General features: G+C 72.1%; 22 protein-coding genes and 1 pseudogene. 9 read left to right on the top strand and 14 right to left on the bottom strand.

Annotated features, from left to right (window positions below):
- The 5 genes from OG898_RS35110 to OG898_RS35090 all read right to left on the bottom strand — a co-directional run.
- Positions 1-444: discoidin domain-containing protein (locus OG898_RS35110; RefSeq protein ID WP_266962641.1), on the bottom strand; the 444-nt coding region annotated here is incomplete at its 3' end.
- Positions 445-1,019: 575 nt separating this feature from the next.
- Positions 1,020-2,375 carry a GH1 family beta-glucosidase gene (locus OG898_RS35105; RefSeq protein WP_266962639.1) on the bottom strand — a complete coding sequence of 452 codons (1,356 nt, stop codon included), beginning with the start codon at positions 2,373-2,375 and terminating at the stop codon, positions 1,020-1,022.
- A gap of 32 nt (positions 2,376-2,407) precedes the next feature.
- Positions 2,408-3,247, bottom strand: coding sequence for a carbohydrate ABC transporter permease (locus OG898_RS35100; protein WP_250740628.1), 840 nt, complete (start codon positions 3,245-3,247; stop codon positions 2,408-2,410).
- Positions 3,248-3,278: 31 nt separating this feature from the next.
- On the bottom strand, positions 3,279-4,274 hold the full coding sequence (locus OG898_RS35095; RefSeq protein WP_250740459.1) for a carbohydrate ABC transporter permease: 996 nt from the start codon (positions 4,272-4,274) through the stop codon (positions 3,279-3,281).
- 13 nt (positions 4,275-4,287) lie between these two features.
- Positions 4,288-5,607 (bottom strand): ABC transporter substrate-binding protein, encoded by a 1,320-nt coding sequence (locus OG898_RS35090; protein WP_250740458.1) that lies wholly within the window; start codon positions 5,605-5,607, stop codon positions 4,288-4,290.
- 184 nt (positions 5,608-5,791) lie between these two features.
- On the opposite strand from OG898_RS35090, the gene OG898_RS35085 reads away from it, so the two are divergent.
- Positions 5,792-7,111, top strand: a complete 1,320-nt coding sequence (locus OG898_RS35085) for an ROK family protein (RefSeq protein ID WP_250740457.1) — start codon at positions 5,792-5,794, stop codon at positions 7,109-7,111.
- Between the two features lie 111 nt (positions 7,112-7,222).
- On the opposite strand, the gene OG898_RS35080 is transcribed toward OG898_RS35085, so the two are convergent.
- Positions 7,223-8,578, bottom strand: a complete 1,356-nt coding sequence (locus tag OG898_RS35080) for an ABC transporter ATP-binding protein (RefSeq protein WP_266962636.1) — start codon at positions 8,576-8,578, stop codon at positions 7,223-7,225.
- Positions 8,579-9,003: 425 nt separating this feature from the next.
- Between OG898_RS35080 and OG898_RS35075 the strand changes: the two genes are divergently transcribed.
- The gene (locus OG898_RS35075; RefSeq protein ID WP_266962634.1) at positions 9,004-9,996 is read left to right on the top strand and encodes a phosphotransferase family protein; all 993 of its coding nucleotides are present in this window, start codon (positions 9,004-9,006) and stop codon (positions 9,994-9,996) included.
- A gap of 27 nt (positions 9,997-10,023) precedes the next feature.
- Here the strand turns inward: OG898_RS35075 and OG898_RS35070 are convergent, their stop codons facing one another.
- The 3 genes from OG898_RS35070 to OG898_RS35060 all read right to left on the bottom strand — a co-directional run bounded on the left by OG898_RS35070 (position 10,024) and on the right by OG898_RS35060 (position 11,802).
- On the bottom strand, positions 10,024-10,728 hold the full coding sequence (locus OG898_RS35070) for a 4'-phosphopantetheinyl transferase superfamily protein (RefSeq protein WP_250740454.1): 705 nt from the start codon (positions 10,726-10,728) through the stop codon (positions 10,024-10,026).
- A gap of 59 nt (positions 10,729-10,787) precedes the next feature.
- Entirely contained in the window at positions 10,788-11,249 is a 462-nt protein-coding gene (locus OG898_RS35065; protein WP_250740453.1) for an iron chaperone, read from the bottom strand.
- 100 nt (positions 11,250-11,349) lie between these two features.
- Positions 11,350-11,802: a carboxymuconolactone decarboxylase family protein gene (locus OG898_RS35060; RefSeq protein ID WP_250740452.1), complete on the bottom strand. Its 453-nt coding sequence runs from the start codon at positions 11,800-11,802 to the stop codon at positions 11,350-11,352.
- 213 nt (positions 11,803-12,015) lie between these two features.
- On the opposite strand from OG898_RS35060, the gene OG898_RS35055 reads away from it, so the two are divergent.
- Together OG898_RS35055 and OG898_RS35050 are read left to right on the top strand one after the other, a co-directional pair.
- Positions 12,016-14,469, top strand: coding sequence for a tetratricopeptide repeat protein (locus tag OG898_RS35055; RefSeq protein ID WP_266962630.1), 2,454 nt, complete (start codon positions 12,016-12,018; stop codon positions 14,467-14,469).
- Positions 14,470-14,567: 98 nt separating this feature from the next.
- Positions 14,568-14,765 (top strand): hypothetical protein, encoded by a 198-nt coding sequence (locus tag OG898_RS35050; protein WP_266962628.1) that lies wholly within the window; start codon positions 14,568-14,570, stop codon positions 14,763-14,765.
- Between the two features lie 13 nt (positions 14,766-14,778).
- Here OG898_RS35050 and OG898_RS35045 read toward each other — a convergent pair whose 3' ends face one another.
- Positions 14,779-15,948 carry an alpha/beta hydrolase family protein gene (locus OG898_RS35045; protein ID WP_266962626.1) on the bottom strand — a complete coding sequence of 390 codons (1,170 nt, stop codon included), beginning with the start codon at positions 15,946-15,948 and terminating at the stop codon, positions 14,779-14,781.
- 209 nt (positions 15,949-16,157) lie between these two features.
- On the opposite strand from OG898_RS35045, the gene OG898_RS35040 reads away from it, so the two are divergent.
- The 4 genes from OG898_RS35040 to OG898_RS35025 all read left to right on the top strand — a co-directional run bounded on the left by OG898_RS35040 (position 16,158) and on the right by OG898_RS35025 (position 19,623).
- Positions 16,158-16,979, top strand: a complete 822-nt coding sequence (locus OG898_RS35040) for an inositol monophosphatase family protein (protein WP_266962624.1) — start codon at positions 16,158-16,160, stop codon at positions 16,977-16,979.
- Between the two features lie 96 nt (positions 16,980-17,075).
- On the top strand, positions 17,076-18,494 hold the full coding sequence (locus tag OG898_RS35035) for an NAD(P)/FAD-dependent oxidoreductase (RefSeq protein WP_250740447.1): 1,419 nt from the start codon (positions 17,076-17,078) through the stop codon (positions 18,492-18,494).
- Positions 18,495-18,590: 96 nt separating this feature from the next.
- Entirely contained in the window at positions 18,591-19,166 is a 576-nt protein-coding gene (locus tag OG898_RS35030) for a hypothetical protein (RefSeq protein ID WP_250740446.1), read from the top strand.
- Between the two features lie 58 nt (positions 19,167-19,224).
- Positions 19,225-19,623 carry a hypothetical protein gene (locus OG898_RS35025; protein ID WP_250740445.1) on the top strand — a complete coding sequence of 133 codons (399 nt, stop codon included), beginning with the start codon at positions 19,225-19,227 and terminating at the stop codon, positions 19,621-19,623.
- Here the strand turns inward: OG898_RS35025 and OG898_RS35020 are convergent.
- The 3 genes and pseudogenes from OG898_RS35020 to OG898_RS35010 all read right to left on the bottom strand — a co-directional run.
- Positions 19,612-19,764, bottom strand: a pseudogene (locus OG898_RS35020) (IS5/IS1182 family transposase); the annotation flags it as partial. The gene OG898_RS35025 and the pseudogene OG898_RS35020 overlap by 12 nt on opposite strands.
- Positions 19,765-19,885: 121 nt before the next feature.
- Positions 19,886-21,049, bottom strand: a complete 1,164-nt coding sequence (locus OG898_RS35015) for an aromatic acid exporter family protein (RefSeq protein WP_266962620.1) — start codon at positions 21,047-21,049, stop codon at positions 19,886-19,888.
- Positions 21,050-21,084: 35 nt separating this feature from the next.
- Positions 21,085-22,278, bottom strand: coding sequence for an inorganic phosphate transporter (locus OG898_RS35010; protein WP_266962618.1), 1,194 nt, complete (start codon positions 22,276-22,278; stop codon positions 21,085-21,087).
- A 337-nt stretch (positions 22,279-22,615) separates the two neighbouring features.
- On the opposite strand from OG898_RS35010, the gene OG898_RS35005 reads away from it, so the two are divergent.
- Positions 22,616-23,131, top strand: a complete 516-nt coding sequence (locus OG898_RS35005; protein ID WP_250740442.1) for a MarR family winged helix-turn-helix transcriptional regulator — start codon at positions 22,616-22,618, stop codon at positions 23,129-23,131.
- A 21-nt stretch (positions 23,132-23,152) separates the two neighbouring features.
- Here OG898_RS35005 and OG898_RS35000 read toward each other — a convergent pair whose 3' ends face one another.
- Entirely contained in the window at positions 23,153-24,268 is a 1,116-nt protein-coding gene (locus OG898_RS35000; RefSeq protein WP_250740441.1) for a nitrous oxide reductase family maturation protein NosD, read from the bottom strand.
- Positions 24,269-24,565: the final 297 nt, after the last annotated feature.

The following is a 24,565-nucleotide window of genomic DNA, read 5'->3' as shown; positions in this document are numbered from 1 at the left end:
CCCGGTGATGTTCACGGTCTCGGTGCCGCCGGCTCCGGTGGTCGTGGAGTGGGCCGTGGACCAGTGGGTGCCGTTGACCGACAGTTCGATCCGGTACGCCTTGGCGTAGGCGGCCTCCCACTGCAGGACGACCTTGCTCAGCTCGGTCGCGGCGCCGAGGTCCACCTGCAGCCACTGGGCGTCGGAGGCGGCGCTGGACCAGCGCGAGCCGTTGTTGCCGTCGACGGCGTCGGCGGCCGGGGTGCCGTAGTGCTCCTGGCTGGAGGCCGTGACCGCCTTGCCCTGGGAAACCGGCACGGGCTCGGCCGAGGCGGCGGGGACCGTCGGTGCCAGCGCGAGCAGGCTGCCGACGAGGGCGGTCGTGACCGCCCCGGCGATCCCCCTCCGGGTGGAGACGGGACGTCGTCCGCGTGGCAACGCATCGAGGGGTATGCCAGTGGGCATGGGTGCTCCTTTGACGAACCTGAACCGGGAGAGCGCTCTCCAGACCTTGCCCGTAACGCGATCGGCCGGTCAAGGACCGTGACGCCTTTTCTTTTGGCTTTCATTAAGTTCCGAGCAGGGGGCCTTCGGGAGGGGCGCCCCTGGGCAGCACTGAGCAGCCCAGGGGTGGCCATGGGCTGCTGTGGGGTGGTCGTGCCGGCTGCCGATCGGGCATCCCGGCGCGGCCGGGCCGTTCGCCGCGAACGGCCTGACGGCCCGCGGGACTCGGCGGGTTCTGCACGAACACGGGGCCGGGCCGAACCCGGACGCACGGCAACCCTCCCGTGGGGAGCCGGGAGGGTGCTGGGCCCGGGATGGTCCGGAGCCACACCATAGGCACCGGCACGCGCGGGCCGGTAGGCATATGGCAGGGGAAGTTCCGCATGCTTCGTCCGGCTGCCCGGGAGCGCCGCCGCAGGCTCGGCCGGGTGTTCCGGCCGAGCGTTCTGCGGGGGCGAGGAGCGTGGGGCGAGGGGACGTCCCGCGGCGCCGGCGGGGAACGGAAACCGGCCGGGACCGTGGGCGAACCGCCGGACTTACGCGTGGAGCTCGCGGTGGCTGCGGACGATGCCCGCGTAGCGGCGGCCGCTGGTCTTCACGGTGCGCTGCTGGGTCGCGTAGTCGACGTGGACCAGGCCGAAGCGCTTGTCGTAGCCGTAGGCCCACTCGAAGTTGTCCAGCAGGGACCAGGCGTAGTAGCCGGCCAGCGGGGCGCCTTGGTGGACGGCGCGGGCGCAGGCTGCCAGGTGCTGTTCCAGGTAGGCGGTGCGCTCGGGGTCGTCGACCGCGCCGTCGGGGCCGACGGTGTCGGGGAACGCGGAGCCGTTCTCGGTGACGTAGAGCTTCTGGACGCCGTAGTCGTTGGTGAGGCGCAGCAGCAGCGATTCGATGCCGTTGGCGTCGATCTGCCAGTCCAGGCCGGTGCGCGGTACGTCCGGGAGGCGGACTTCGCGGGCGAACGGGACCGGGCCGAGGGCGTCGTCGGTGACGGTGGCGGGGAAGTAGTAGTTGAGGCCGTGCCAGTCGAGGGGCGCGGCGATGGTCTCCAGGTCGCCGGGGCGCTCGGGCAGCTCCACGCCGTACAGCTCCCGCATGTCGGTGGGGAAGCCGCGTCCGTAGACGGGGTCGAGCCACCAGCGGTTGGTGTGTCCGTCCATGCGGACGGCGGCGGCGATGTCCTCGGGGCTGTCGGAGGCGGGGACCACCGTGGAGTGGTTGGTGACGAGGCCGATCTGCGCGCCGGGTGCTGCGGCACGGATGGCCTGCGCGGCCAGGCCGTGGCCCAGCAGGAGGTGGTAGGAGGCGCGGACGGCGGCGGTCAGGTCGCTCAGGCCGGGGGCCATGCGGCCTTCGAGGTGGCCGATCCAGCCCGAGCAGAGCGGTTCGTTGAGGGTGGCCCACTGGGTGACGCGGTCGCCGAGCCGTTCCGCGACGGCGGAGGTGTAGGTGGCCAGGTGCTCGGCGGTCTCGCGGACGGTCCAGCCGCCGCGGTCCTGCAGGGCCTGCGGGAGGTCCCAGTGGTAGAGGGTCACCGAGGGGGTGATGCCGGCCTCCAGGAGCCCGTCGACCACCTTGTCGTAGAAGTCGAGGCCCCGGGCGTTGACCGGTCCGGAGCCGTCGGGGACGATGCGCGGCCAGGCGATCGACATGCGGTAGGCGTTGGTGCCCAACTGCTTCATGAGGGAGATGTCCTCGGGCCACCGGTGGTAGTGGTCGCAGGCCTCGTCGCCTGTGTCACCGTTGTCGATCTTGCCGGGGGTATGGGAGAACGTGTCCCAGATGGACGGCCCGCGGCCGTCCTCCTTGACGGCTCCCTCTATCTGGTACGCGGAAGTGGCCGTGCCCCAGGCGAAGTCCTGGGGGAAGGCGCCGAGGTCAATGGAATCCGACACAGCAGACCTTTCGAAGATCATGGGAGGAGGCGCTACTTGACCGCGCCGGCGGTCAGCCCGGTGACGAGGTAGCGCTGGAGGAGGAGGAATCCGCCGACGACGGGCAGGCTCACGACGAGCGAGGCGGCCATGACCTGGTTCCAGTACACGTCGTTCTGTGTCGAGTAGCCCTGCAGGCCCACCGCGAGGGTGCGGGTCGCGTCGTTGGTCATCACCGAGGCGAACAGCACCTCGCCCCAGGCCGTCATGAAGGCGTAGACGGCGACGGCGACGATGCCGGGGATCGCGGCGGGCACGATGACGCGGAAGAGGGCGCCGAGGGGACCGCAGCCGTCGACCTTGGCGGCCTCGTCGAGGTCCCTGGGGACCGAGTCGAAGTACCCGATCAGCATCCAGATCGAGAACGGCAGCGAGAACGTCAGGTACGTGAGGATCAGCCCGGCGCGCGAGCCGAACAGCGCGATCCCGGTGGCATTGCCGATGTTGACGTAGATGAGGAACAGCGGCAGCAGGAAGAGGATGCCGGGGAACATCTGCGTCGACAGCACCGTGACGGTGAAGACCCGCTTGCCGCGGAAGGAATAGCGGCTGACGGCGTAGGCCGCGAAGATCGCGATGACGACGGAGAAGACGGTCGCCGAACCGGCCACGATCAGCGAGTTCATGAAGTAGTCGCCGAGGGGGACGGTCTTCCAGATGTCGAAGTACGGCTGGACGGTCAGGCCGGAGGGGATCCACTGGAACTTCCCCGACACGTCCTGCAGCGGCTTCAGCGAACTGGAGATCATGACGTACACCGGCAGCAGGACGAACCCGGTGAGGAGCGTCAGGAACACCAGCCGGCTCACCAGGAACGACTTGGGGGGTGCCATGGGCGACCGGGACTGCACCGCCTGGGTGTGCCTAGGCATCGGTGGCGCTCCTTCCTCGGGAGGTGAACAGGAGGTAGAGGCCGGTCACGACGAGCAGGAACAGCAGCAGCAGGACGGACATCGCGGATCCGGTGCCGAAGTTCCAGGTCTGGAACGAGGACTGGTAGATGTGGATGGAGATCAGGTCGGCCGACGCCGGTGCCGATTTCCCGAACAGGACGAACGGCGTGTTGAAGTCGTTGAACGTCCACAGGAACAGCACCAGGATCAGGACCTGGTTGACCGGGCGCAGCGAGGGGAGCGTGATGCGGCGGATCTGCTGCCAGACGCCCGCCCCGTCCAGGGCAGCGGCCTCGTAGATCTCGCGGGGGATGTTCTGCAGGCCGGCCATCATGATGAGGAAGGCGAAGGGCCAGCCCTTCCAGACCGAGACGACCAGCAGGGTGACGAAGGCGTTGTCGCCGATGAGCCAGAACGGCGGGCTGTCGGTGAGCCCGAGCTGGTCGTGGATGACGTGGTTCACCAGGCCGTTGTCGCGCTGGAACATGAAGGCCCAGGTGATGACGGCGGCGTAGACGGGCAGTGCGTACGGCACCAGGAAGATGGTGCGCAGGATGCCCCGGCCCTTGAACGTCTCCTGCATGAAGATCGCGGCCGCCGTGCCGATCAGCCAGCACAGGCCCACGGAGAAGAAGGTGAACAGGCACGTGGTGAAGAAGGAGCTCAGCAGTGCCTGGCCGACCGGTGCGTCGAAGTCGACGGTCAGGGCGTAGTTGTCCAGGCCGGACCAGGGCGCGTTGCCCCAGTCGCGGAGGTAGAACTGGGTGAGCTCCTTGAAGCTGACCACGATGCCGATGACCATCGGGATCAGGTGGACCAGGAGTTCGAGGACGAGTGCGGGGAGCAGCAGCAGGTACGGCAGGGAGATCCGGCGGAGCCGCCCGGAGCGGCGGGTGCGAGGCGCCGCTCCGGGCTGGTTCTTCCGTACCGTCCGCTTGCCCGTACGAGGGGGTGCGGTGGTGGTCATGAGGTGTCCGTGCCTACTTCTTGGGCATCTGCTGCTGGGCCTTCTCGAGCTTGGCCTTCACCGACTCCGTGGTGACCGGCCGGCCGGCCGCCGCGTCGGCGAAGAGCTCCTTGACCGCGGTGCCCACCACCGTCTCGAACTGCGACTCCTCGGGGACCTGCGGGAGGGCGGAGGCGCTCTTGGCGAGGGTGTCGCGCAGGACGGCGAGGCCGGGGGTGTTGAACGCGGGGTCGGTCTGCGCGGACTTCACCGGCGGGATGGATCCGTAGGCCTTGTTGAGGATCTTCTGCTCCTCGTCACCGGTCATGAAGTTCACGAACTTCGTGGCGCCGTCGATGTTCTTGGTGTTCTTGAAGACGGCCATGTTGATGCCGGCGACCATGGAGTTGGTGGACGTTCCCGTGCCCGGCGCGCCGGACTGCACGGGCGCGGGGACCACGCCCCACTCGTCCTCCTTCATGCCCTGCGCGGCGAAGGTGGCCGAAGCGGTCTGCCACAGCACCATGGCGGTCTTGCCCTTGGCGAAGTCGCTCAGTGACTGGTTCTGGGAGTACTCGGCGTTGCCCTTGGCGACGATCTGCGCGTCGGCCATCAGGTCGACGTACTGCTTCACGGCCTTGACCGCGCCGTCGGAGGTGAAGTCGGCCTTGCCGTCCGCGGTGAAGAAGTCCGCGCCGTGCTGCTTGCCCAGGACGAAGACCTGGTGGATGTTGTTCGAGAGGTTGGAGCCCTCGACGCCGAGTCCGGCCTTGCCGTCCTTGGTCAGCTGCTTGCCGGTGGCGATCACCTCGTCCCAGGTGGTCGGCGGCTTGGTGACGCCGGCGTCGGCGAACGCCTTCTTGTTGTAGTAGAGCGCGTAGGCCATCGAGTACAGCGGGACGGCCGCCGGGTCCTGGCCCTGGACGCCGGTGGAGCCGAGCGCGGACTCCACGAACCGGTCCTTGCCGCCGATCTTCTCGAAGTTCTTGCCGTCCCACGGGAGCAGCGCGCCACTGGCCTGGAGCGAGGCGCTCCAGGTGTTTCCGATGTTCAGGACGTCGGGGCCCTGACCGGAGGTGGTCGCGGTCAGGATGCGGTTGAGCAGGTCGCCCCACGGCACGACCTCGAGCTTGACCTTGATGCCCGTCTGCTTCTCGAACTTGTCGAGCTCCGGCTGGAGGACCTGCTTGTCGACTTCCAGGCTCGATCCCTGGTTGGAGGCCCAGTAGGTCAGCGTCTTCGGCTGCTCGTTGGACCCGCTCCCGTCGGTGGAGCCGCCACCACCACAGGCGGCCGCCCCGAGGACGAGGGAGAGGGTGACGGCGCCGACCGCTGCGACTCTGATTCTGCGCATGGCTCCATGGGCCTTTCAGGAAGGAACGGGATGCCGACTGCGGGGTGGGGGGCGGACGTTCCGCGGTTCGCCCCCAAAACCACATGGCTTAATTTAGGATGTGAGTTAAACCTCAAGCGAAGGACTCGTCAAGAGCGTTCACGCAGGTATCTTGCAGGTACGGGCATCGATGACAGGGGACAGAGTGCGAGTACGTAGCGGCAGAACAGTGCGTGACCTGCGGCGCGAGAACCGAACCGCTGTTTTGCAACGGTTGTATTTCGACGGCCCCTTGAGCCGCTTCTCGCTGGGCCCGGCCACGGGGCTGAGCTCCGGATCGATCAGCAACGTGGTCGCGGAGCTCGTCACCGACGGCCTGGTGGAGGAGGCCGGGAGCGTGGAGTCGGCCGGCGGGCGCCCCCGGACCCTGCTCCGCGTCAGCCCGACCAGCGGCTACATGATCGGCGTGGACGTCGGCGAGACCCGCATCCGCATCGAGCTCTTCGACCTCACCCTGACCGAACTCGCCCGCGTGGAACGCCCCCTGGAGGTGGCGGGGCCCCGCCGCATCGACCGCTACGACGTCACCGTCGTCGTGCAGCACCTCCGCGAGGGCATCGCCGAGGTCCTGCGCAGGGCCGGCATCGCACCCGAGCGGCTCCTGGGCGTCGGCATCGGCGTTCCCGGCATCGTCGCGCGGACCGCGGACGGCGCCGTCGTCCACGGCCAGACCATCGGCTGGGACGCGGTCCCCCTGGAGCGGATGCTGCGCGACTCCCACCTGCTGCCCGAAACCGTTCCGTACTACATCGACAACGGGGCCAAGACCCTCGGCCAGGCCGAGATGTGGTTCGGCGCCGGACGCGGGGCGCACAACGCCGTCGTCGTGCTCTTCGGCTCCGGCGTCGGCGCCTGCGTGGTCAGCGACGACACCCGGACCGGCCGCGCCATCGAGTGGGGCCACCTGACCGTGCGCGTCCGCGGGCGCCGCTGCCGCTGCGGAGCCCAGGGCTGCCTGGAGGCGTACGCGGGGGCCGAGGCCCTCCTGGAACGCTGGGCCGAGGCCGGCGGACGCCCCCCGGCCGACGCCGACGAGGAGACCGCCCTGACCGCGATGCTCGCCGCCGCCTACCCCGAGCCTGGCCCCGACGGCGCCGCCCCCACGGCCGACACGACCGCCCTGGCCGTCCTGGAGGAGACCGCCGAATACCTCGGCGCGGGATTCTCCGACCTGATCAACCTCTTCCAGCCCGAACGCATCCTCGTCGGCGGCTGGGCCGGCCTGCAGCTCGGCACCCGCTTCCTGGAGTCCGTACGGTCCTACGCCACCTCCTACGCCCTGTCGTACCCGGCGGCCAACGTCCGCATCGACCTGGGCACCTTCGGCCCCGACGCCGTCACCGTCGGCGCGGGAATCCTGCCCCTCGCCGACTTCTTCGCCCGGGGCGGACACCGCACGGAACCCGAACGCGAGGAGCCGCTGCCGGCCTGGCGGACCACGCTGCAGGAGCGGGCGGCGCACTGACCGCCCGGCCCACCCCGCAGCCCGCGCGGTGGGCCGGCCGGCATCCGGGCGGCGGCCCTCCAGGCCCGGGCGGCGGCCCTCCGGTCAGGGTGGCGCCCCTCCGGTCAGGGCCTACCGCTCCAGGGGCGCGAGCCCGTCCCCGGCCGGGGACACCCGTTGCCCCGCATGGTCGAAGACGTACAGCTGCGCGAGGTCGACCAGGAGCGGGATCTGCGCCCCCACCCGCACCCGGACGTGCGGTCCCGTGCGCACCACGAGGTCGCTGCGCACCGCCCCCAGCCGTTCCGCGGCGACGCCCGCGTCGGGCCCCCGGGGGGATTCCGGCGGCGCGTCCAGGACCGCCACCGACCCGGACAGCCGTTCCGCGGCCCGGGCCTTGAGCCGGCCCAACCCGCTCTGCTGCCGCCTGAGGCTGCGCCGGGGAGCGGCGACCGGCTGCCGCGCCGACTCCAGATCCGCCACCACCGCGGGGCGCGAGCCCGTGTCCACGTGGACCAGCGCCTCGTGCCCCTGGTACTCGACGTGCTCGACGATGCCCGTCATCGCCACCTCGCCCGGCCGTGCCTGGCTCGGCGGTGCGATCCGTACCGCCTCCGACCGCAGGCCGACGATGACCGGGCGCCCCTGCTGGATCCGTAGCAACTGGTGGTCGGGGCTGAGGGGTTGGGGAAGGGCGAGCCGGTGGCGTCCCAGGTCGATCCACATGCCCGCGCCCAGCGGCGCGTGGACGACGGCCTGGAGCAGGCTGATCCGGGGTGTTCCGATGAACGCCGCGACGAACACGTTCGCCGGGAGGGCATAGGTGTCCCGTGGTGAGCTGACCTGTTGGAGGACGCCTCCCCGCATGACCGCCACGCGGTGCCCGAGGGACATCGCCTCGGACTGGTCGTGCGTCACGTAGACCGTGGTGACGCCGAGTTCGGCGGTCAGCCGGGCGATCTCGGCCCGCAGGTGGGTGCGGAGCTTCGAGTCCAGACTGGAGAGCGGCTCGTCCATCAGGAACACCGACGGCCGCCGGGAGATGGCCCGGCCCATCGCCACCCGCTGGCGCTCGCCGCCGGAGAGCTGTCCGGGGAAGCGGTCGAGGAGGTCCTCGATGCCCAGCATCCGGGCCGTGGCCTCCACCTGGGGCTCGTGATCCCCGCGGGGGTCGCGCAGCTTCAGCGGGAATCCGATGTTGGCGCGGCCCGTCATGTTCGGGTACAGCGCGAAGCTCTGGAACACCATCGCGATGTCCCGCTCGCTCGGCGGTACGTGATTGGCGTACTCGCCGTCGAGGTACAGCGCGCCCTCGGTGATCTCCTCCAGCCCCGCGATCATCCGCAGGACGGTGGACTTGCCGCAGCCCGAAGGCCCCAGCAGAACCAGGAACTCGCCCGGCTCGACGGTGAGGGAGACGCGGTCGACGGCGAGGGAGCCCCGCCCGTATCTCTTGCTGACATCGCGCAACGCGATGGAACGACTCATAACGATCCGCCCGGGGCTGGGAATGGGGTGTGAGGGGGGTGGGGGAGTTGAGGTCAGAAGCTAGCGGAGGCCACCCCCGCGAGGGAACGCCTTGGCACAACATCCGGGAATCGAGCCCCGGTCGACCCCGGCGGCCGGCCCCGCCACGTGACGCCGGTACGGCGATCCGCAGGGCCCGCCGGGGAAACTCGCCCTTCCCGGAGGCGAGTTGATGGCCCGGCTTCCTTGACCGCGGCCGGGAACGCGCGTTAGGTTCCCGCAGATGGAGAGCGCTCTCCCGTGCCGGATCGGGCACCCGCAGTCCCCGGCCGGCGAACGGGCCCGCGAGGTGCGCGACCAGTTGCCGCCCCCACCTGTTGCCGCACCTGTTGGCCCCACCAGTTGCCGAGGCCCACGGACCGCTCACCGACCGGAGGACACGCGCGATGCGGCGGACACCGACCGACGAGCAGATCGCCCGCGCGATCGCGCACGCCCGAGGGCCGGACACCCGGGTGCTCGACAGCCGGGAGCTGGAGGGCGGCACCTTCAACTCCGTCCACCTGCTCACCCTGGACCGGGGCGCGGGACGGGAGTCGGCCGTGCTCAAGGTCGGGCCGCCCGCGGGCACACCCCTCATGACCTACGAGCACGCGCTGATGCGCACGGAAGCGGAGTTCTACCGGCGAGCCTCGGCGGTACCCGGACTTCCGGTGCCCGGAGTCGTGGCGACCGGCTTCGACCGGAGCGCGCTCGACGGCGACTACCTCCTGATGACCCACCTGGAGGGCGAACCCTGGGAGCGGCTGCGCCCCGGGATCGGCGCCGAGGACCGGGCCAGGCTGCGCACCGACCTCGGGCGCCTCGTCCGCGGACTCCACCGGGTGCGGGGTTCCTCGTTCGGCTATCCGTACGCCCATCCGCCGGCCGGCGCCGCAGCGAGCTGGCGGACCGCCTTCGAGGGCATGCTGGCCGACGTCTGCGCGGACGCCCGCCGCTTCCGGCCCCCGCTGCCCGTCGACCCCGACGAGGTCCTCGCCCTCGTCCGCGCCCGGGGCCGGCTCCTCGACCGGGTGACGACCCCCTCACTGGTCCACTTCGACCTGTGGGAGGGCAACATCCTGCTCGCGGAGCGGGACGGACGCCTGGAGATCACCGGAATCCTCGACGGCGAGCGCTCCTTCTGGGGTGATCCGCTCGCCGACCTCGTTTCCACCGCGCTCTTCGACGACATCACCCGGGACCCGGACTTCCTCGCCGGCTACCGCTCCGCACCGCTCACGCCCGACGAACGCCGGCGGATCGCGATGTACCGCGCCTACCTGGCCCTGATCGTCCTGATCGAAGGCGTCCCCCGCGGCCACGACCCGCAGGCGCGGGCGCCGCTCACCGCCGTGGCCGCCACCGACCTGCGGGCGGCCCTCGACCTCCTGCGGTAGGGCCAGGCAAGATCCGGCAGAGACGGCCTAGTCGCCGGTCCCCACCGCCACGGCGGCGGTGAAGCCCGCGGGGACGGCCACGTCCGTCAGGGACCAGTCGGGCAGGCCGTTCGCCGGGGTGTCGCCGGCGCCCACGTAGTCGAGGGCGAGGCCCCGGGCGAGCCCTATGCCCAGGCCCTTGAGGTACGCCTCCTTGCGGACCCAGACGCGGCCGAAGGCCGCGGGCCGCTCTTCCGGGGCCAGGGCCTTCAGCTCCGCGGTTTCCTGCGGGTGCAGCTGCCCGGCCAGCTCGGCCACGGCCGATGCCGCGGGCAGCGTCTCCACGTCGGCGCCCACCGGCATCGGGCCCACCGCGAGCAGGGCGAGCCGGTCGCTGTGCGACAGGGAGAAGTGCACGGGTCCGTCCGCGGACATCGGACGTCCGTGGGGGCCGTCGCACCCGGGGCACGGGGCGCGGCCGATCCGTACCCGGCCCGGGGCGAGGTCCAGCCAGGCCCCGAGCAGCACCCGCAGCGCCACGTGGGAGGTGACGTAGCGGCGCCGGTCCTCCTTGCGCTTGAAGGAGGCCGCGCGCTGTTGCTCGGCCGGGTCCAGGGTCTCCGGAGCCAGCCGGGCGGCCGCACCCTCCCGGTCGTCGGTGTCGACCAGCCACACGGCTGTCGACGCGTCGGACGGTGCCTGCGCGGCGGGCGGGAGCTCCGCACCGATCGTGAGGACGTGGGGCGTGAGCACGATCGGTGTTCTCCTAGGTCCGGCGCCGGCCGTCGGCAGGCTTCCTCTCAGTGTGCCTCTCAGTGTGCCGCGTTCTTCACCAGGGTGGCGATCATCTCCTCGTTCGCGGCCGTCAGCTGCGTCAGGGCGTAGGAGGTCGGCCACATGGATCCCTCGTCGAGGTGGGCCTGATCGCTGAAGCCGAGCGTCGCGAAGCGGGCCTTGAACTTCTCCGCGCTCTGGAAGAAACAGACCACCTTGCCGTCCCGGGCGTACGCCGGCATCCCGTACCAGAGCTTCGGTGCGAGGCCGGGCGCGCTCGCCTTGACGATCGCGTGGATCCGCTCCGCCATGACCCGGTCGGAGTCCTGCATCTCGGCGATCTTCGCGACCACGGAGGCCTCCTCCTCCGCCGCCTTGTCGGCGCGGGATCCGCGGCGCGCGGACGCCTTCAGCTCCTTGGCGTGGTCCTTCATCGCGGCGCGTTCCTCGTCGGTGAACCCTTCGAACGTGCTCTTCGCGGGTCGGTCGGTGTTCGTCATGGCGGTTTTCCTCACGGGAGTCGGGTGGGAGTTCGGGTGGTCGGGCCGGATGGCCGGGCCGGATGGCCCGGCCAGGGAGCGGGGCGGTCCGCTCCCGTCGTCACCACGAGCCGGCGATCTGGCGGGTCGTGGCGTTGAGCCGGTTGAACAGGTTCGTGACACCGATCATCAGGACGAGCGCGGCGAGCTGCTTCTCGTCGAAGTAGGTGGCGGCCGTGTCCCAGACCTCGTCGCTCACCGCGTCGGGACGGTCGGCCAGCCGGGTCGCGGCCTCGGCCAGCAGCAGGGCCGCCCGCTCCTCCTCGGTGAAGTACGGGGTCTCGCGCCAGACGGAGACCGTGGCCAGCCGCTCCTCGCTCACCCCGGCCTTGCGGGCCGCCTTGGCGCCGCTGTCGACACAGGAGCTGCACCCGTTGATCTGGCTCACCCGCAGGTGGACCAGCTCCAGCGTCTGCCCGTCCACCCCACCGGAGTGGACGGCCTTGAAGATCTCCTGGATGGGCTGCATCGCACCGGACAGGACGACGGCGGGGTTCTGCATGCGGGACTGCATCTCGGTGTGCTCCTCTACTGGTCTTCCGGTCCTCCGGGGTCGCCCCGGGTTTCCGGTGCCCCCCTCGGGGTGTGACTCCATAACAGCCGCAGCGGCCCGTCGCGACGATGGCGGTGGGACACCCTGGGACAGGCGGAACATCCTTGACCAGCGGAGACGGGGGCCGAGATAATTCGGGCGCGGCGGGACAGGGATACGGGGGGAACCGTGGACATGGAACGGCGGACGGCCGGAGCCGACCCGCAGGGCGAGCTGGCCGCACGGCTGCGGCTGCTCCAGGAGCTTTCCGGCCTCGGTGTACGGGCCCTCGCGAAGGAGGCGGGACTGAGCTCCTCCTCGCTCTCGCGCTACCTCAGCGGCCAGACCGCGCCGCCCTGGCCCGCGGTGGTCGCCCTCTGCCGCCTGGTCAAACGCGATCCCCGCCCGCTGCGCCCCCTCTGGGAGCTCGGGTCGGCCAACCCGCTGCCGGCGCCCCCGAAGACCAGCCGCCAGGTCCAGCCGCGGCCCCGCAACGATCTGCCCCGCGACGTCCCCGACTTCACCGGACGCGAGAGCCAACTCGCCGCCGTGCTCGCCGCGGTGGACAGCCACCGGGGTGTCGCCGTCGACGGCATGGCGGGCGTGGGCAAGACCTGCCTGACGGTGCACGCAGCGCACCGGCTCGCCGCCGACTACCCGGACGCCCAGCTCTACGTGGACCTGCACGGATTCACCGAGGGCCGGGAACCCCTGGATCCCGACTCGGCGCTGCGGATGCTGCTCGGGGCGCTCGACGTGCCGTCCGAGCGGGTCCCGCAGGAGGGCCTCGAACAGCTGGCGGCCTGCTGGCGCGCGGAGCTGGCGGGCCGGCGCGCCCTCGTGGTCGTCGACAACGCGGCCGACGCGGAGCAGGTCCGCCCGCTGCTGCCCGGCGCGGGCGACTCCGTCGTCCTGATCACCAGCCGCAACCGGCTGCTGGGCCTCGACGAGGTGCCGCCGGTCTCGCTCGACGTGCTCAGCCCGCGGGAGAGCGCGGAGCTGCTCGCCCGGGCCAGCGGGGACCCGGGCGGCTCCGAAGGCCGCCTCGCCCGCGAACCGGAGTCCGCCGCCGAGGTGCTGCGGCTCTGTGGCCACCTGCCGCTGGCCCTGCGGCTGGCCGCGGCCCGGCTGCGGCACCGGCCCGGCTGGACGGTGGGCATCCTCGTGGAGCGGCTGGCGGAGGGCGCGAGCGAGTTCGACACCGCCTTCGCCATGTCCGTACGGCAACTGGACCGGGCCCAGGCGCGGTTGTTCCGGATGCTGGGCCTGCTGCCCGGCGGGTCCTTCGACGCGTACGCGGCCGCGGCCCTGGCGGACGTACCGCTGCGCGACGCCCGGGAGATGCTGGAGGACCTGGTCGACGCACACCTGGTCCAGCAGCCGACGGCGGGCCGCTACCGGCTGCACGACCTGGTGCACCAGCACGCGCGCGGCGCCTGCGCGCAGCAGGACTCCCCGGCCGATCGGGAGCGCGCGCTGGGCCGCTTCCTCGACTACTTCGTGCACGCGGCGGCCGCGGCCGACGCGGCGATGCCGGTCCTCTCGCCGGGACGGCTGCCCTCCGCGGGCCGGCCCCCGGCCGAACTGCCGCGGTTCGCCGACAAGCACGCGGCCTGCGCCTGGCTCACCTCGGAATACGAGACGATGATCGCCGCCTTCGAGACGGCGGTCGCCGTCGGGGCGGACACGCACGTGTGCGAGCTGCCGCGCTTCCTGCGGGCGTACTTCGCACGGCGCTGCGGCACGACCCACCTCAACCACCTCTTCGAGCGCTCGCTGGCCGCCGCCGAACGCCTGGGAGACCCGCTGCGCCTGGCCGAGGCCTACAGCGACCTGGGCTTCGCGCGCTACAACGCGGGCCGGATGGCCGAGGCCGCAGCGGCGTACGAGGCCGCCGGACTACGGGTGGTACAGGCGGGGGACACCCGCTCGGAAGCCGAACTGGCCCTGCGCCGCGGCTATCTGAGCTGGGACCGGGGGAGCGCCGAGGAGCCGCTCGAACTGTTCCGGCTGGCCGGGAAGCTGTACGGGGAAGCCGGTCTCCCGGCGGGCGCGGCCCACGCGGCCGCCGCGGAGGCCTGGGCGCTGCTCCAGCTGGGCGAGCGCGAGGAAGCGGCCGGCCGGGCCCGGGAGGTGCTGGAGGTGTCCCACCCGGACCCCGCGTGGCCGCCCACCCTGACGGCCAGCATCACCCTCGGCGTGGCCATCGCCGCGGAGTCGCCCGAGGAGGCGTCGCAGCACCTGCACCGGGCGCTGGCCCTGGCCCGCGAGGACGGCCACGTGAACAACGAGGCGTGGTCCCTCAACTGCCTGGGCGTCGGGCTGCGCCGGATGGGCCGGTACGAGGAGGCCCTGACCAGCCACCGGGAGGCGTTCGCCCTGCTGGACGAGCTGTTCGAGGACCACTGGAAGGTCCGCTTCCTGGGCGCCTACGCCGAGACCTGCCGGCTCGCCGGACTGCCCGAGGAGGCCCTGAGCCTGCACCGGCAGACGCTGGAGCTGGCCCCCGGGCTCGGGTACCGGCACGAGGAGGCGCTGGCCCACGAGGGGATCGCGGTCCTGCTGGACGACACGGATCCGGCCGCGGCCGCCGAGCACCGTGCGGCGGGACTGGCGCTCCTGGAGGACCTCGGGGCCGGGGCGCGCTGAGCGGATCACCCCGATGCCGTTGCAGGACTCCGGCCGGTCCTGACAGCCTGGTCCCGAGCCGGCCCGACCAGGGGCCGGCCGGACCCGGGGGGACCCTCATGAACATCAGAGCCGCTGCCATGGCCGCCACCGCCGCCTTCGCCCTGGCCGCGCTGGGCGCCGGCCCCGCCTTCGCGGACAACCACAGCAGCGTCGCGCCGCAGGGCCTGTTGGGTCCGCTCGGGGAGCAGGGCGCGCAGTACCTGCAGGGGGATCAGGGACCGCAGTTCCTCCAGGACGGCGCCTACGAACACTGATCCCGGAGCGCGGCTACGGAGTCTCCGGCCCCCAGCCGTTGGGGCAGGGGGCCGCGGACCCCGTGGCCGGGCCGTAGGCGTAGGCCACGAAGTCCCTGAGCTCCGGGCCCCAGTAGGGCCACGCGTGGTCGCCCGCGCCCCGGCAGTAGCGGTGGGTGACCGCGCGGTCCTTCAGGTCCTGGTGGAGCGCCGCGGTCATCGCGCCGATCTCCTTCTCGCCCGTACCGCCCGTGCCGCCCGCGTACAGGGCCATCTTCCCGCCGTACGAGGCGTACTTGCCGTCGAGCGCCAGGTTGACCGGGTTCTGCCCCGGCCAGGTGCTCGGCGGGCCGAAGACCGTGGCCATCCGGTACGGGGTGTCGCCGGTCACCCGGAACTTCCCGTCGAACAGGCCCGTCCACAGGATCGAAGCCCCCACCTGCCAGGTGGAGTTGGTGATGATGCTCTGCGCGCCCGGGTCGTAGATGTCCGTGCCGGGGGAGAAGGCGCCGACGGCGGAGAACAGCTCCGGGTGGCGGCCGGCGTAGCGCAGGGCCCCGTAACCGCCCATCGAGACGCCCGCGACCGCGCGCCCGGAGGCCGCTCGCACGGTGTTGAAGTTGGCGTCGATCCACGGGACCAGCTGCTGGACGTGGAAGGTCTCCCACTGCGGGGCGAAGAAGCCGTCCGTGTGCCCGGGCCAGTCGCTGTACCAGCCGGCCTTGCCGCCCTCCGGCATCACGACGATGCCCTTGAAGGCGGAGTCCTTCAGGTTCGCCGTGACATTGCCCTCGTCGGTCTTCGACCACTGCTCCACGTCGCCCGTGCCGCCGTGCAGCAGGTACAGCACGGGGTAGGGGTGCGCCGGGTCCCGCTGGTAGTCCTCGGGCAGCAGGATGCGCACCCGCACCGGCACCTGGACCGGATAGATCGAGGGGGTGCCGCCGTGCGCGGCGAAGACGGCGGCTGAGGTCACGGAGGCGTCGCCCATGCGTTCGCTCTGTCCCGCGGCCACCGACCAGGTCCGCAGGGTCAGCCCGGCCGCGTTGGGCGCGGGCAGCGAGGGCAGGACGGACGCGGCGCCCACGGGGGCGGCGGGCGCGGCGACCACGAGCGCGGCCGCGGCGGTGGCGGCGGTCGCGAGCAGGGCGGCGGCGCGGCGGAGGGGGCGGGAGGAGAGGGCGGAGAGGGCGGAGCGGCGCATGAAGGGCTCCCAGACGGTGGTGTGGGGGAGAGGGGGGAGGGGCCGGGCCCGGCCGGTGTAGCACGGGCCGCCCGAGCCCACCAGGAGGCGGACCGGGTTCCGGTCCCGCCGCCCGCCCGGCGGCGCGTTCATCCGCGGTCCACCCGGGGTCCGGCCGCCCGCCGGGTCCGGCGGTGGGGTTTGTCAGCCGGGCGTGCTTTGCTGGAGGCATGATCGATGAATTCCTCGCCCGGAACCTGTCCGACGTCGACGAAGCCGTTCGCAAAGCGGCGGCGATCGAGATCATGCCGAGGTTCCGCCGGCTCGCGGACCACGAGGTGGACGAGAAGAACGGCCCGCACGACCTGGTGACCGACGCCGACCGCAAGGCCGAGGAGTACCTCACGGAGGCGCTGACCCGGCTGCTGCCCGGCTCGGCCGTGGTCGGCGAGGAAGCGGTGCACGCCGATCCCACGGTCTACGGCGCGCTGCGCGCCGACGCCCCGGTGTGGATCGTGGACCCCGTCGACGGGACCCGGCAGTTCGTGCACGGCGAGCCGGAGTTCTGCACCCTGGTCGCGCTCGCGCACCGCGGGGAGCTTCTCGCGTCCTGGACCTTCGCCCCGGCGCTGGAGCAGATGTCCACCGCCGTGCGCGGACAGGGCGCGTACGTCAACGGCGAGCGGATCCTGAGCGGTTCGCCGGATCCCGGCGCCGAACTGCGGGTCGCGACCGCTCACCCGCTGTACACCACCGAGGCCGAGCGGCGCGTCCTGGCGCGTCTCGACGTGCCCGGGGTGGTCTCCCGGGCCTGCGGTTCGGCGGGCCTGGAGTACCTGAAGGTGGCCCGGGGAGAGATGGACGGCCTGGCCTTCAACTGGCCCTCGGCCTGGGACCACGCGGCCGGGCTGCTGCTGGTCGCCGAGGCGGGCGGCTCCCAGAGCACCGTCGACGGAGTCCCCTTCCGGGTGGACCGGGACAACGCGCTGCCGTTCGCGGTCGGCCGGGACGAGGCCACGGCCGTACGGATCCGGGATCTGCTGCGCGGCTGAGCCCACAGCGAACGGAGTCGGCGCGGATCTCTGAGCCGCCTATGGACAGGCGCAATACCCTGGGGGCGGTGGCGCCGCCGGACGAAGGAGTCGCAAGTGCCGTCGATCCTCGATGCGGTCGTGGTGGGGGCCGGGCCCAACGGGCTGACGGCCGCCGTTGAACTGGCCCGGCGCGGCTTCTCGGTGGCCGTCTTCGAAGCCGCGGACACCGTCGGCGGCGGAGCCCGGACCGAGGAGCTCACCCTCCCCGGCTTCCGGCACGACCCCTGCTCGGCGGTGCACCCGCTCGGCGCCGGCTCCCCGGTCTTCTCCACCATGCCCCTCAAGCGGTACGGGCTGGAGTGGCTGCACGCCCCGCTGCCCATGGCGCACCCCTTCGACGACGGCACGGCGGCCGTGCTCTCCCGCTCCGTCGCGGAGACGGCCGCGTCCTTCGGGCCCCGCGACGCGGGCACGTACCGGCGGCTGGTGGACCCGTTCCTCGGCACGTGGGACACCCTGGCCCGGGACTTCATGTCGCTGCCGAGCACCGCACTGCCCCGTGACCCCCTCACCCTCGCCCGCTTCGGGCTGGCCGGGCTGCCGCCCTCCACCTGGCTGCTGAGCCGCTTCCGCGACGACCGTGCCCGCGCCCTGTTCGCGGGGCTCGTCGCGCACGTCATCGCCCCGCTAGGCGGGATCGGCACCAGCGCCGTCGGCCTGGTCTTCGCCCTCGCCGCGCACGCGAACGGCTGGCCGATGCCGCGCGGAGGGTCGCAGTCGATCTCCGACGCCCTCGCCGGGTACCTGCGCGACCTCGGCGGGACCGTCCACACCGGGTTCGAGGTCAAGCGGCTCGACGACCTGCCGCCGGCCCGGGCGTACGTCTTCGACACCTCCCCGACCGCGCTGGCCCGCATCGCGCGCCTGGGCCGGGTCTACGACGGCTACCGCTACGGCGCCTCCGTGTTCAAGCTGGACTACGCCCTGGACGGCCCCGTCCCCTGGACCGCCGAGGAGGCGCGCCGGGCCGGCACCGTACAGATCGGTCCGCGCACCCGTGACATCGACGCGGCCCTGCAACTGGCCTCCGGCGGGCGGGTCCCGCGCACCCCGTTCCTCATCGCCGCACAGCCCAGCCTGGTCGACCCGGGCCGGGCGCCCGAGGGCAAGCACACCTTCTGGGTGTACGGGCACGTCCCGGCGGGCTGGGACGGCGACCTCACCGAAGCCGTCGAGCGCCAACTGGAGCGCTTCGCACCCGGGTTCCGCGACCTGGTGCTCGCCCGCGCCACGGCGGGCCCGCCGCAGCTCGCCGCCCGCAACCCGAACTACGTCGGCGGCGACATCGCCTGCGGAGCGGCCTCCGGGCTCCAGCTCCTGCTGCGCCCCAAGCTCACCCTGTCCCCGTACAACACGCCCCACCCGGCCGTGTTCCTGTGCTCCTCGGCCACCCCGCCCGGCCCCGGAGTGCACGGCATGTCGGGCCACAACGCGGCCAAGGCCGTCTGGCGCCACCTGCGCGGAAAGGGCTAGGCCGTCTCCATTCGGATCGTGCTTCCGAGCCGAGCCGGGCCGGGTGCAGCAAACCCCTTTGGAGCGTCGCCCCTCCGCACACGAGAATGCGTCGTCATGGGAGCGGACATACACGGGTTCATCGAGTGCCGGGTCACCTACGGCACCATCGATGAGGAGGATTCGAGCTGGGGCGCCGCCATCGACCTGGCTTTCCTGTACGGCGGACGGAACTACGACGCCTTCGGCTGCCTGTTCGGCGTCCGGAACCACGCCGGCTTCCGGCCCCTCGCTCAAGAGCGGGGGCTGCCGCCCGACGTGACCGACGAGGTCCGGGGCCGGTACGAGGACGCACCGGACCTCTTCCACAGTCCGTCCTGGATCGGGTGGGAGGAACTGGTGGCTGTCGACTGGGACGAGCACGCACTCACCCTCGACGCCCGCGTGCACGAGTACCGGTACAGCGTCGAGCGCGGCCTGTGCGAAGTGGGGAAGTCGTTCCAGAACCTCGACGGCCGATCCGAGGGCGATGAGTGGGTCCAGGGGGGCCGGATCATGCGGGTGGAGCGCATGACGCGTCGGGAGGCGGTGCCCGAGGACGGTGAGTGGGCCCCGGTCTGGGCGACCATGAAGGCCCTCGCCGACGCGCACGGCCCTGAGCACGTCCGGCTCGTCGTCTGGTTCGACAACTAGACCCTTTCCTTCGGATCTTCACCGCTCTTGTCTTTTCCGGCCTGGCTACGGTGAAGGCATGACGACGATCCTGAGGCACCCTCGGCCTGGATTCACGTGGGATTGGTGGGCAGTGGATTCTCAAGGCTTCCTCGTGCAGTTCAGCGGCGGGCCTGCTCCTGAGCACCTACTGGCGCATGTGGACCGAGTCGACGCCGCGGCGGCGTGGGCGGAAGAGAACCGCCCTGCATGGTTCAGCGATGGTCCGCCACTGCTTCACGTCTTCAGCTGCAACGGCGAGCTGCCGACCTACACCCGCAACGGTGTCCCGGATTCCCCGTTGCGGCTGTCCGACGCTCCGGAAGTCATCGCGGATGTAGCGGCCTTGGTTGAACTGCACAGGGCAGTGGGAAACACCTGGACGGTTTACCTCGACGAGGGATGGGTCCAGGCAGCCCGGCAGGAGTCACCGCGCTGACCAGATGAAGATGGCTGCGAGGTGGAGTCCAGCGAGGTGGACAGTGGCGGTCTCGTCGTAGCGAGTGGCCAGACCACGCCACTGCTTGAGCTTGTCGATGCACCGCTCGACCGTGTTCCGCTGCATGTAGGTCTCGCGGTCGGAAGCCGATGCCGGCGGATCGCCCGGGACGGGTACGCCTTGCCGGCCTGGCCGAGCCGCGCCCGCGGTTAGGCCGTCTCTTCCGGATCTTGCCGGGCCGGCAAGATCCGAAAGAGACGGCCTAACCGAAAGCGGCCTTGTGGGGGCCGATCGAGGGGTCCAGTTCGTGGAGCATCTTCCGGGCGTCCTCCAGGATCCCGGCGGTGCACAGGACCCGCCAGTCCGCGTAGGCGGGGGACTGCGCCAGCGCGGTCCGCAGGAAGCCGGTCTCGGCCTCGCCGAGCAGCCCCGCCAGACGGGCCCGTACCTCGGGCGGCGGGGCCTCCTCCCGCACGTGTACGTCGGCCAGGTCGCCCAGCATGGCGGCGAGCGCGGCCAGCACCCCGTCCAGCCCGGCCGGGGCGTCGGCCCGCAGGGGCAGCAGGGGTGCCTCGTGCTGCGCCCAGTGCAGGGCGGGCGGGCGGCCTTCGCGGAACGTCAGGTTGTACAGGCCGCGGGTGATCCCCCGGACCTGGTGGCCGACGTGGTCCAGGCACTGGGTGGCCTCGGCGAGCCGTGCCAGGCGGGGTCGTGCGACCCGCCCGCGCGGCCGCCACCGGACGGCGTCCTCGGCCTCGCGGACGGCCTGGCGCACCGCGTCGAGCTCCTTCGACAGGGAGCGGGCCCGCCGGACCCAGTCCCCGGTGCGCGCGGCCCACTCGTCCTCGGCCAGGCCGCGGGCGATCTCGGCCAGCAGGGCGGCCATCCGCTGGTTCAGGCGGGCCAGTTCCTCACCCGCACGACGGGTGAAACCGGGGGCGGGCAGCGCGAGGCCGACGCACGTGCCGACGAGCACACCGACGACGTTGTCCTCCAGCCGGGCGGCCCCGTACCCGAAGCTGGTGGCGGCGCCCATCACGAGCACGGCGGTGAGCGCGATCTGGTGCATCTGCGAACCGAGGTTCATCGCGCGTCCCGCGAACATGCCGACCAGCACCACGAGGGCGACGCTCACGGTGTTCGTGCCGATCGACGCGGTGGCCGCCACGCCGAGCAGGAAGCCGAACAGGATGCCGGCCGCCCGCTGCAGGCTCTTGCGCGCGGTGGCGAAGGGCGTGGTCTGCGTGGCGAGGACGGCGCCGGCGGGGGCGAGCGAGGCCGCGTCGGAGTGCAGCAGCACGGAGGCGATCCACCAGGAGAGTCCCGCCGAGATCGCCGCGCGCACGACCATGCTTCCGTCGCCGAAGCCGGCGGTCATCCGGGACCGCAGGCCCGCTGCTGCCACCGTCCTGCCCGATGCCTTCACTTTTTGACCTTACGTGACGATATGCGTACCGGGGCTCAGGCGGTCGCGGTTGCGGCGCCCGTGGAACCGGCGGTGGCGGTGGCCGTGTCCGCGGCGGTGGCCGTCTCGGGGGCGACGTTCCGCGCGGTGACGGCCGTACGGCGGGACCGGGCCCAGAAGGCGAGGGTCGCGCACACCAGCAGGGCGGCCGTGGTGTCCTGGCCCCAGGCGCCCTGCTCCGTGAGCAGGACGGCCAGGGCGGCGACGAGCCCCGCCGCGGGGAGCGTGAGGACCCAGGAGACGAGCATGGCCCGCACGGTCGTCCGGCTCAGGACCCCGCCGGGGGTGGCGAGCCCGGCCCCGGCGACGCTGCCGGTGACGGCGTGCGTGGTGGACACCGCGAAGCCCAGGTGGGAGGTGGTCAGCAGCACGGCCGCCGCGCTCGTCTGGGCCACGCAGCCCTGCCGAGGGCCGAGCCGGGTCAGGCCCGTGCCGAGCGTGCGGATGATGCGCCAGCCGCCCGTGTAGGTGCCCAGGGCCATGGTGAGCCCCGCGGTCACGATGACCCACAGCGGCGGCGCCGACCCCGCGGGCAGGGAGCCCGCGGTGACCAGCGTCAGCGTGATCACGCCCATGGTCTTCTGCCCGTCGCCGGTGCCGTGCGCCAGGGACACGAGGGCGGCGGCGAGCACCTGCCCGGCGCGGGCCCCGCGGCCCCCTGCCCGCTCCGTCTCGTGCTCCGCTCGCTCCGCGCGCTCCGGGCCGCTCAGCCGGCCCGCCGCCCGCGTCGCCGCGTACGCCACGACTCCGCCGATCAGCGGAGAGAGGACGGCGGGGACGAGGATCTTGCCGACCACGGCCATCGTGTCGACCCCCTGGAGCCCCACGGAGGCGACGGTGGCGCCGATCAGTCCGCCCACGAGGGCGTGCGAGGAACTGCTGGGAATTCCGAGCAGCCAGGTCGCCAGATTCCACAGGACGGCCCCCGCCAGGGCGGCGAGGATGACCGGCGGACGTATTCCGGCGTGCTCGTCGATGATGCCCCCGGAGATCGTCTTGGCGACCGCCACCGAAACGAACGCGCCCGCGAGGTTGCACACCGCGGACATGGCCACGGCGACCTTGGGGCGCAGTGCGCCGGTGGCGATGGCGGTGGCCACGGCGTTCGCGGTGTCGTGGAACCCGTTGGTGAAGTCGAAGAGCAGGGCCACGGCGATGGTGACCGCGATGAGAGTCGTGGAGGAGTCCATGAGTGCGTGTCTCTGCGCGTCTCTGCGAGTGGAGTGGGGACGTCAGAACCATAGGCTCGCGGACCGGGCCGAATCGGCTTCCAGGGTGAACGGAAAGCGAATAAGGAGGCGCTAAGTATAGGGAGACAAAAATGCCGGGAAAATCCGTAAAGAATTCCGTCCGGGATTTCCCTGTCGGCCCTGGCGGGAGAGGTGTTCCGGTCTTTCGGCCCGTACGGACCGGGTCTTTCCGCCTTTTCTTCCGCGGCGAACCGATGACCTGTACCGGCGGACACCTCGCCGTGCTGATCCTGCCGGCCGCGCCCGGCTTCGGCGGAGCGCGCGTAGCGTGGTCGGTATGGCACATATGCCGGGCCCGCCCGGTGCCCCGGACACGCAGCCCGGTGCGGGCTCGCCCGACGCCCGGGAGCTGACCGCCGCCGTCACCCGCCTGCGCCGCGCCCTGCGCGCCTCGATCCGTACGGAGTACCCCTGGGAGCAGCTCCCCATGGCCCAGGTGGAACTCCTCCAGGTCTGCGTCGCACACTCCCCGGTCCGCGTCAGCGAACTCGCCGCACGCCAGCGCCTCGCACAGTCCACGGTGAGCGGACTCGTCGCCACGATGGTGCTGAACGGGCTGGTGACCCGCGCGGTGGACAGCGAGGACCGGCGCGCCGCCGCCGTCAGCGCCACCGATGCCGGCCGGCTGCGGCTGGCCGCCTGGACCCGCGCCCACGAACGCCGCCTGGAGCACGCGCTGACGGCTCTGCCCGACGCCGACCGTGAGGCGCTCCGCACGGCCCTGCCGGCCCTCGCCCGGCTCGCCGCCCGCCTGGAGGACGCGGACGGCGAGGGCCGGTACGGGGGGACGTGAAGACGCTCGGGCGGGAAGCCGCTACGGCTTCACGGTCGCCGTGGCGGTGAAGCCGCAGCACTCGAAGGTCTGTACCGGCGCGCCCGAGGTCTGCGTGATCTTCACGCCGTCGAGCACCGCGTCCGTGTCGACCGCCGACGCGATGACCGCGACACCGTGCACCCCGCCCGTGATCCGGTCCTTCCGGAGCGTGAACGAACCGTCCTGGAGGGCCATTCCGACGTACGAGTTCTTCCGGAGGTCGTTGCCGCCGATGGTGAGGCCCGTACCGGCGACGTAGATGCCCACCTGGTTGCCGGTGATCCGGTTGTGCTCGATGACGGTGCCCGGCGCGTCGCCGACGATCCCCGCGTGCTGGAACTCGTTGAAGAAGTCGGGGCCGCAGGCCGGGTCGGGTTCCCGGCACTCGTTCTCGCTGACCGTGCTCTTGACGACGCGGCCGACCGCACCCTCCACGAACTCGATGCCGTCGGTCGACACGGTGGGGTGCCCGGTGACGGTGCTGCGCTCGATGGTGGCGGAGGACCCCGTGTTGAGGACGACCACCCCCGCGCCCTGGTAGCCCGTGATCTTGGTGTCGCGGATGGTGGCCGAGCCCGTACCGGTCGGAAGGTCCCCGACGAGGACGGCGGTCGCGCTGTGGAAGCAGGGCGCGGCCGGGGTGTCGGTGATGTGGGTGACGGCGGCGTGGCCGAGGTCGAGGCTCGCGCCCCCGAGCACGCGGATGCCGGCGCCGAGCGCGCCGCTGTCGCAGGTGCCGGAGCCCGGCCCGCTGACGGCGAGCTTGGACAGCGAGACCGACGCGCCGTTGTGGATCTCGACGATCGAGTTGCCGCCGTCGTCGCCGGGGGTCAGCGTCTGCGGAGCCTGGATCGTCGTCTTCCCGTCGCCCGACCCGGTGATCGACAGGTTCTTGCCGATCACCACCTGCTCGCGGTAGATGCCCGGGCGGACGGAGATCCGGTCACCGGGGGCGGCGGCGTCGACCGCTGCCTGGATCGTCGGATGGTCCCGGGGGACCACGAGGTCCGCCGACCCGCCGGCCGCCGCCGACGCGGGTACCAGGGGACAGACGGCGATGGCCGTGACGACGCCGAGCCCTAGCCGGGCGGCCGTCCTGATCAAGGGGATTGCCATGGGGTTTCGCTCCCGCGGGGGTGTGCGCACCGTGGATCCGGGGGGTCCCCGGGACCCGTCGGCCGGATGCCCCGGCCGCGCTGCCAACCTAGGGACGGCCGTGATCACAGCCTCCTCCCCACCGTCCGACACGGTCCGGGTTCCCCCTGCCGGCCCATCGCAGGGACGCTCGGGCGGGGCCGGGACGGCGGCCTCACCGAAGCCGGGGAAACCGGTACGGCTCGATAACGGCGGCGTGAGCCCCGGATTCAAAGCGACATCAATTCCCGATGGAACTTCCGCCTGGTGGAATGTGAA

Source organism: Streptomyces sp. NBC_00193 (assembly GCF_026342735.1).
Taxonomy (GTDB): domain Bacteria; phylum Actinomycetota; class Actinomycetes; order Streptomycetales; family Streptomycetaceae; genus Streptomyces; species Streptomyces stoeckheimensis.
This window is presented reverse-complemented; position numbering and strand designations above follow the sequence as displayed.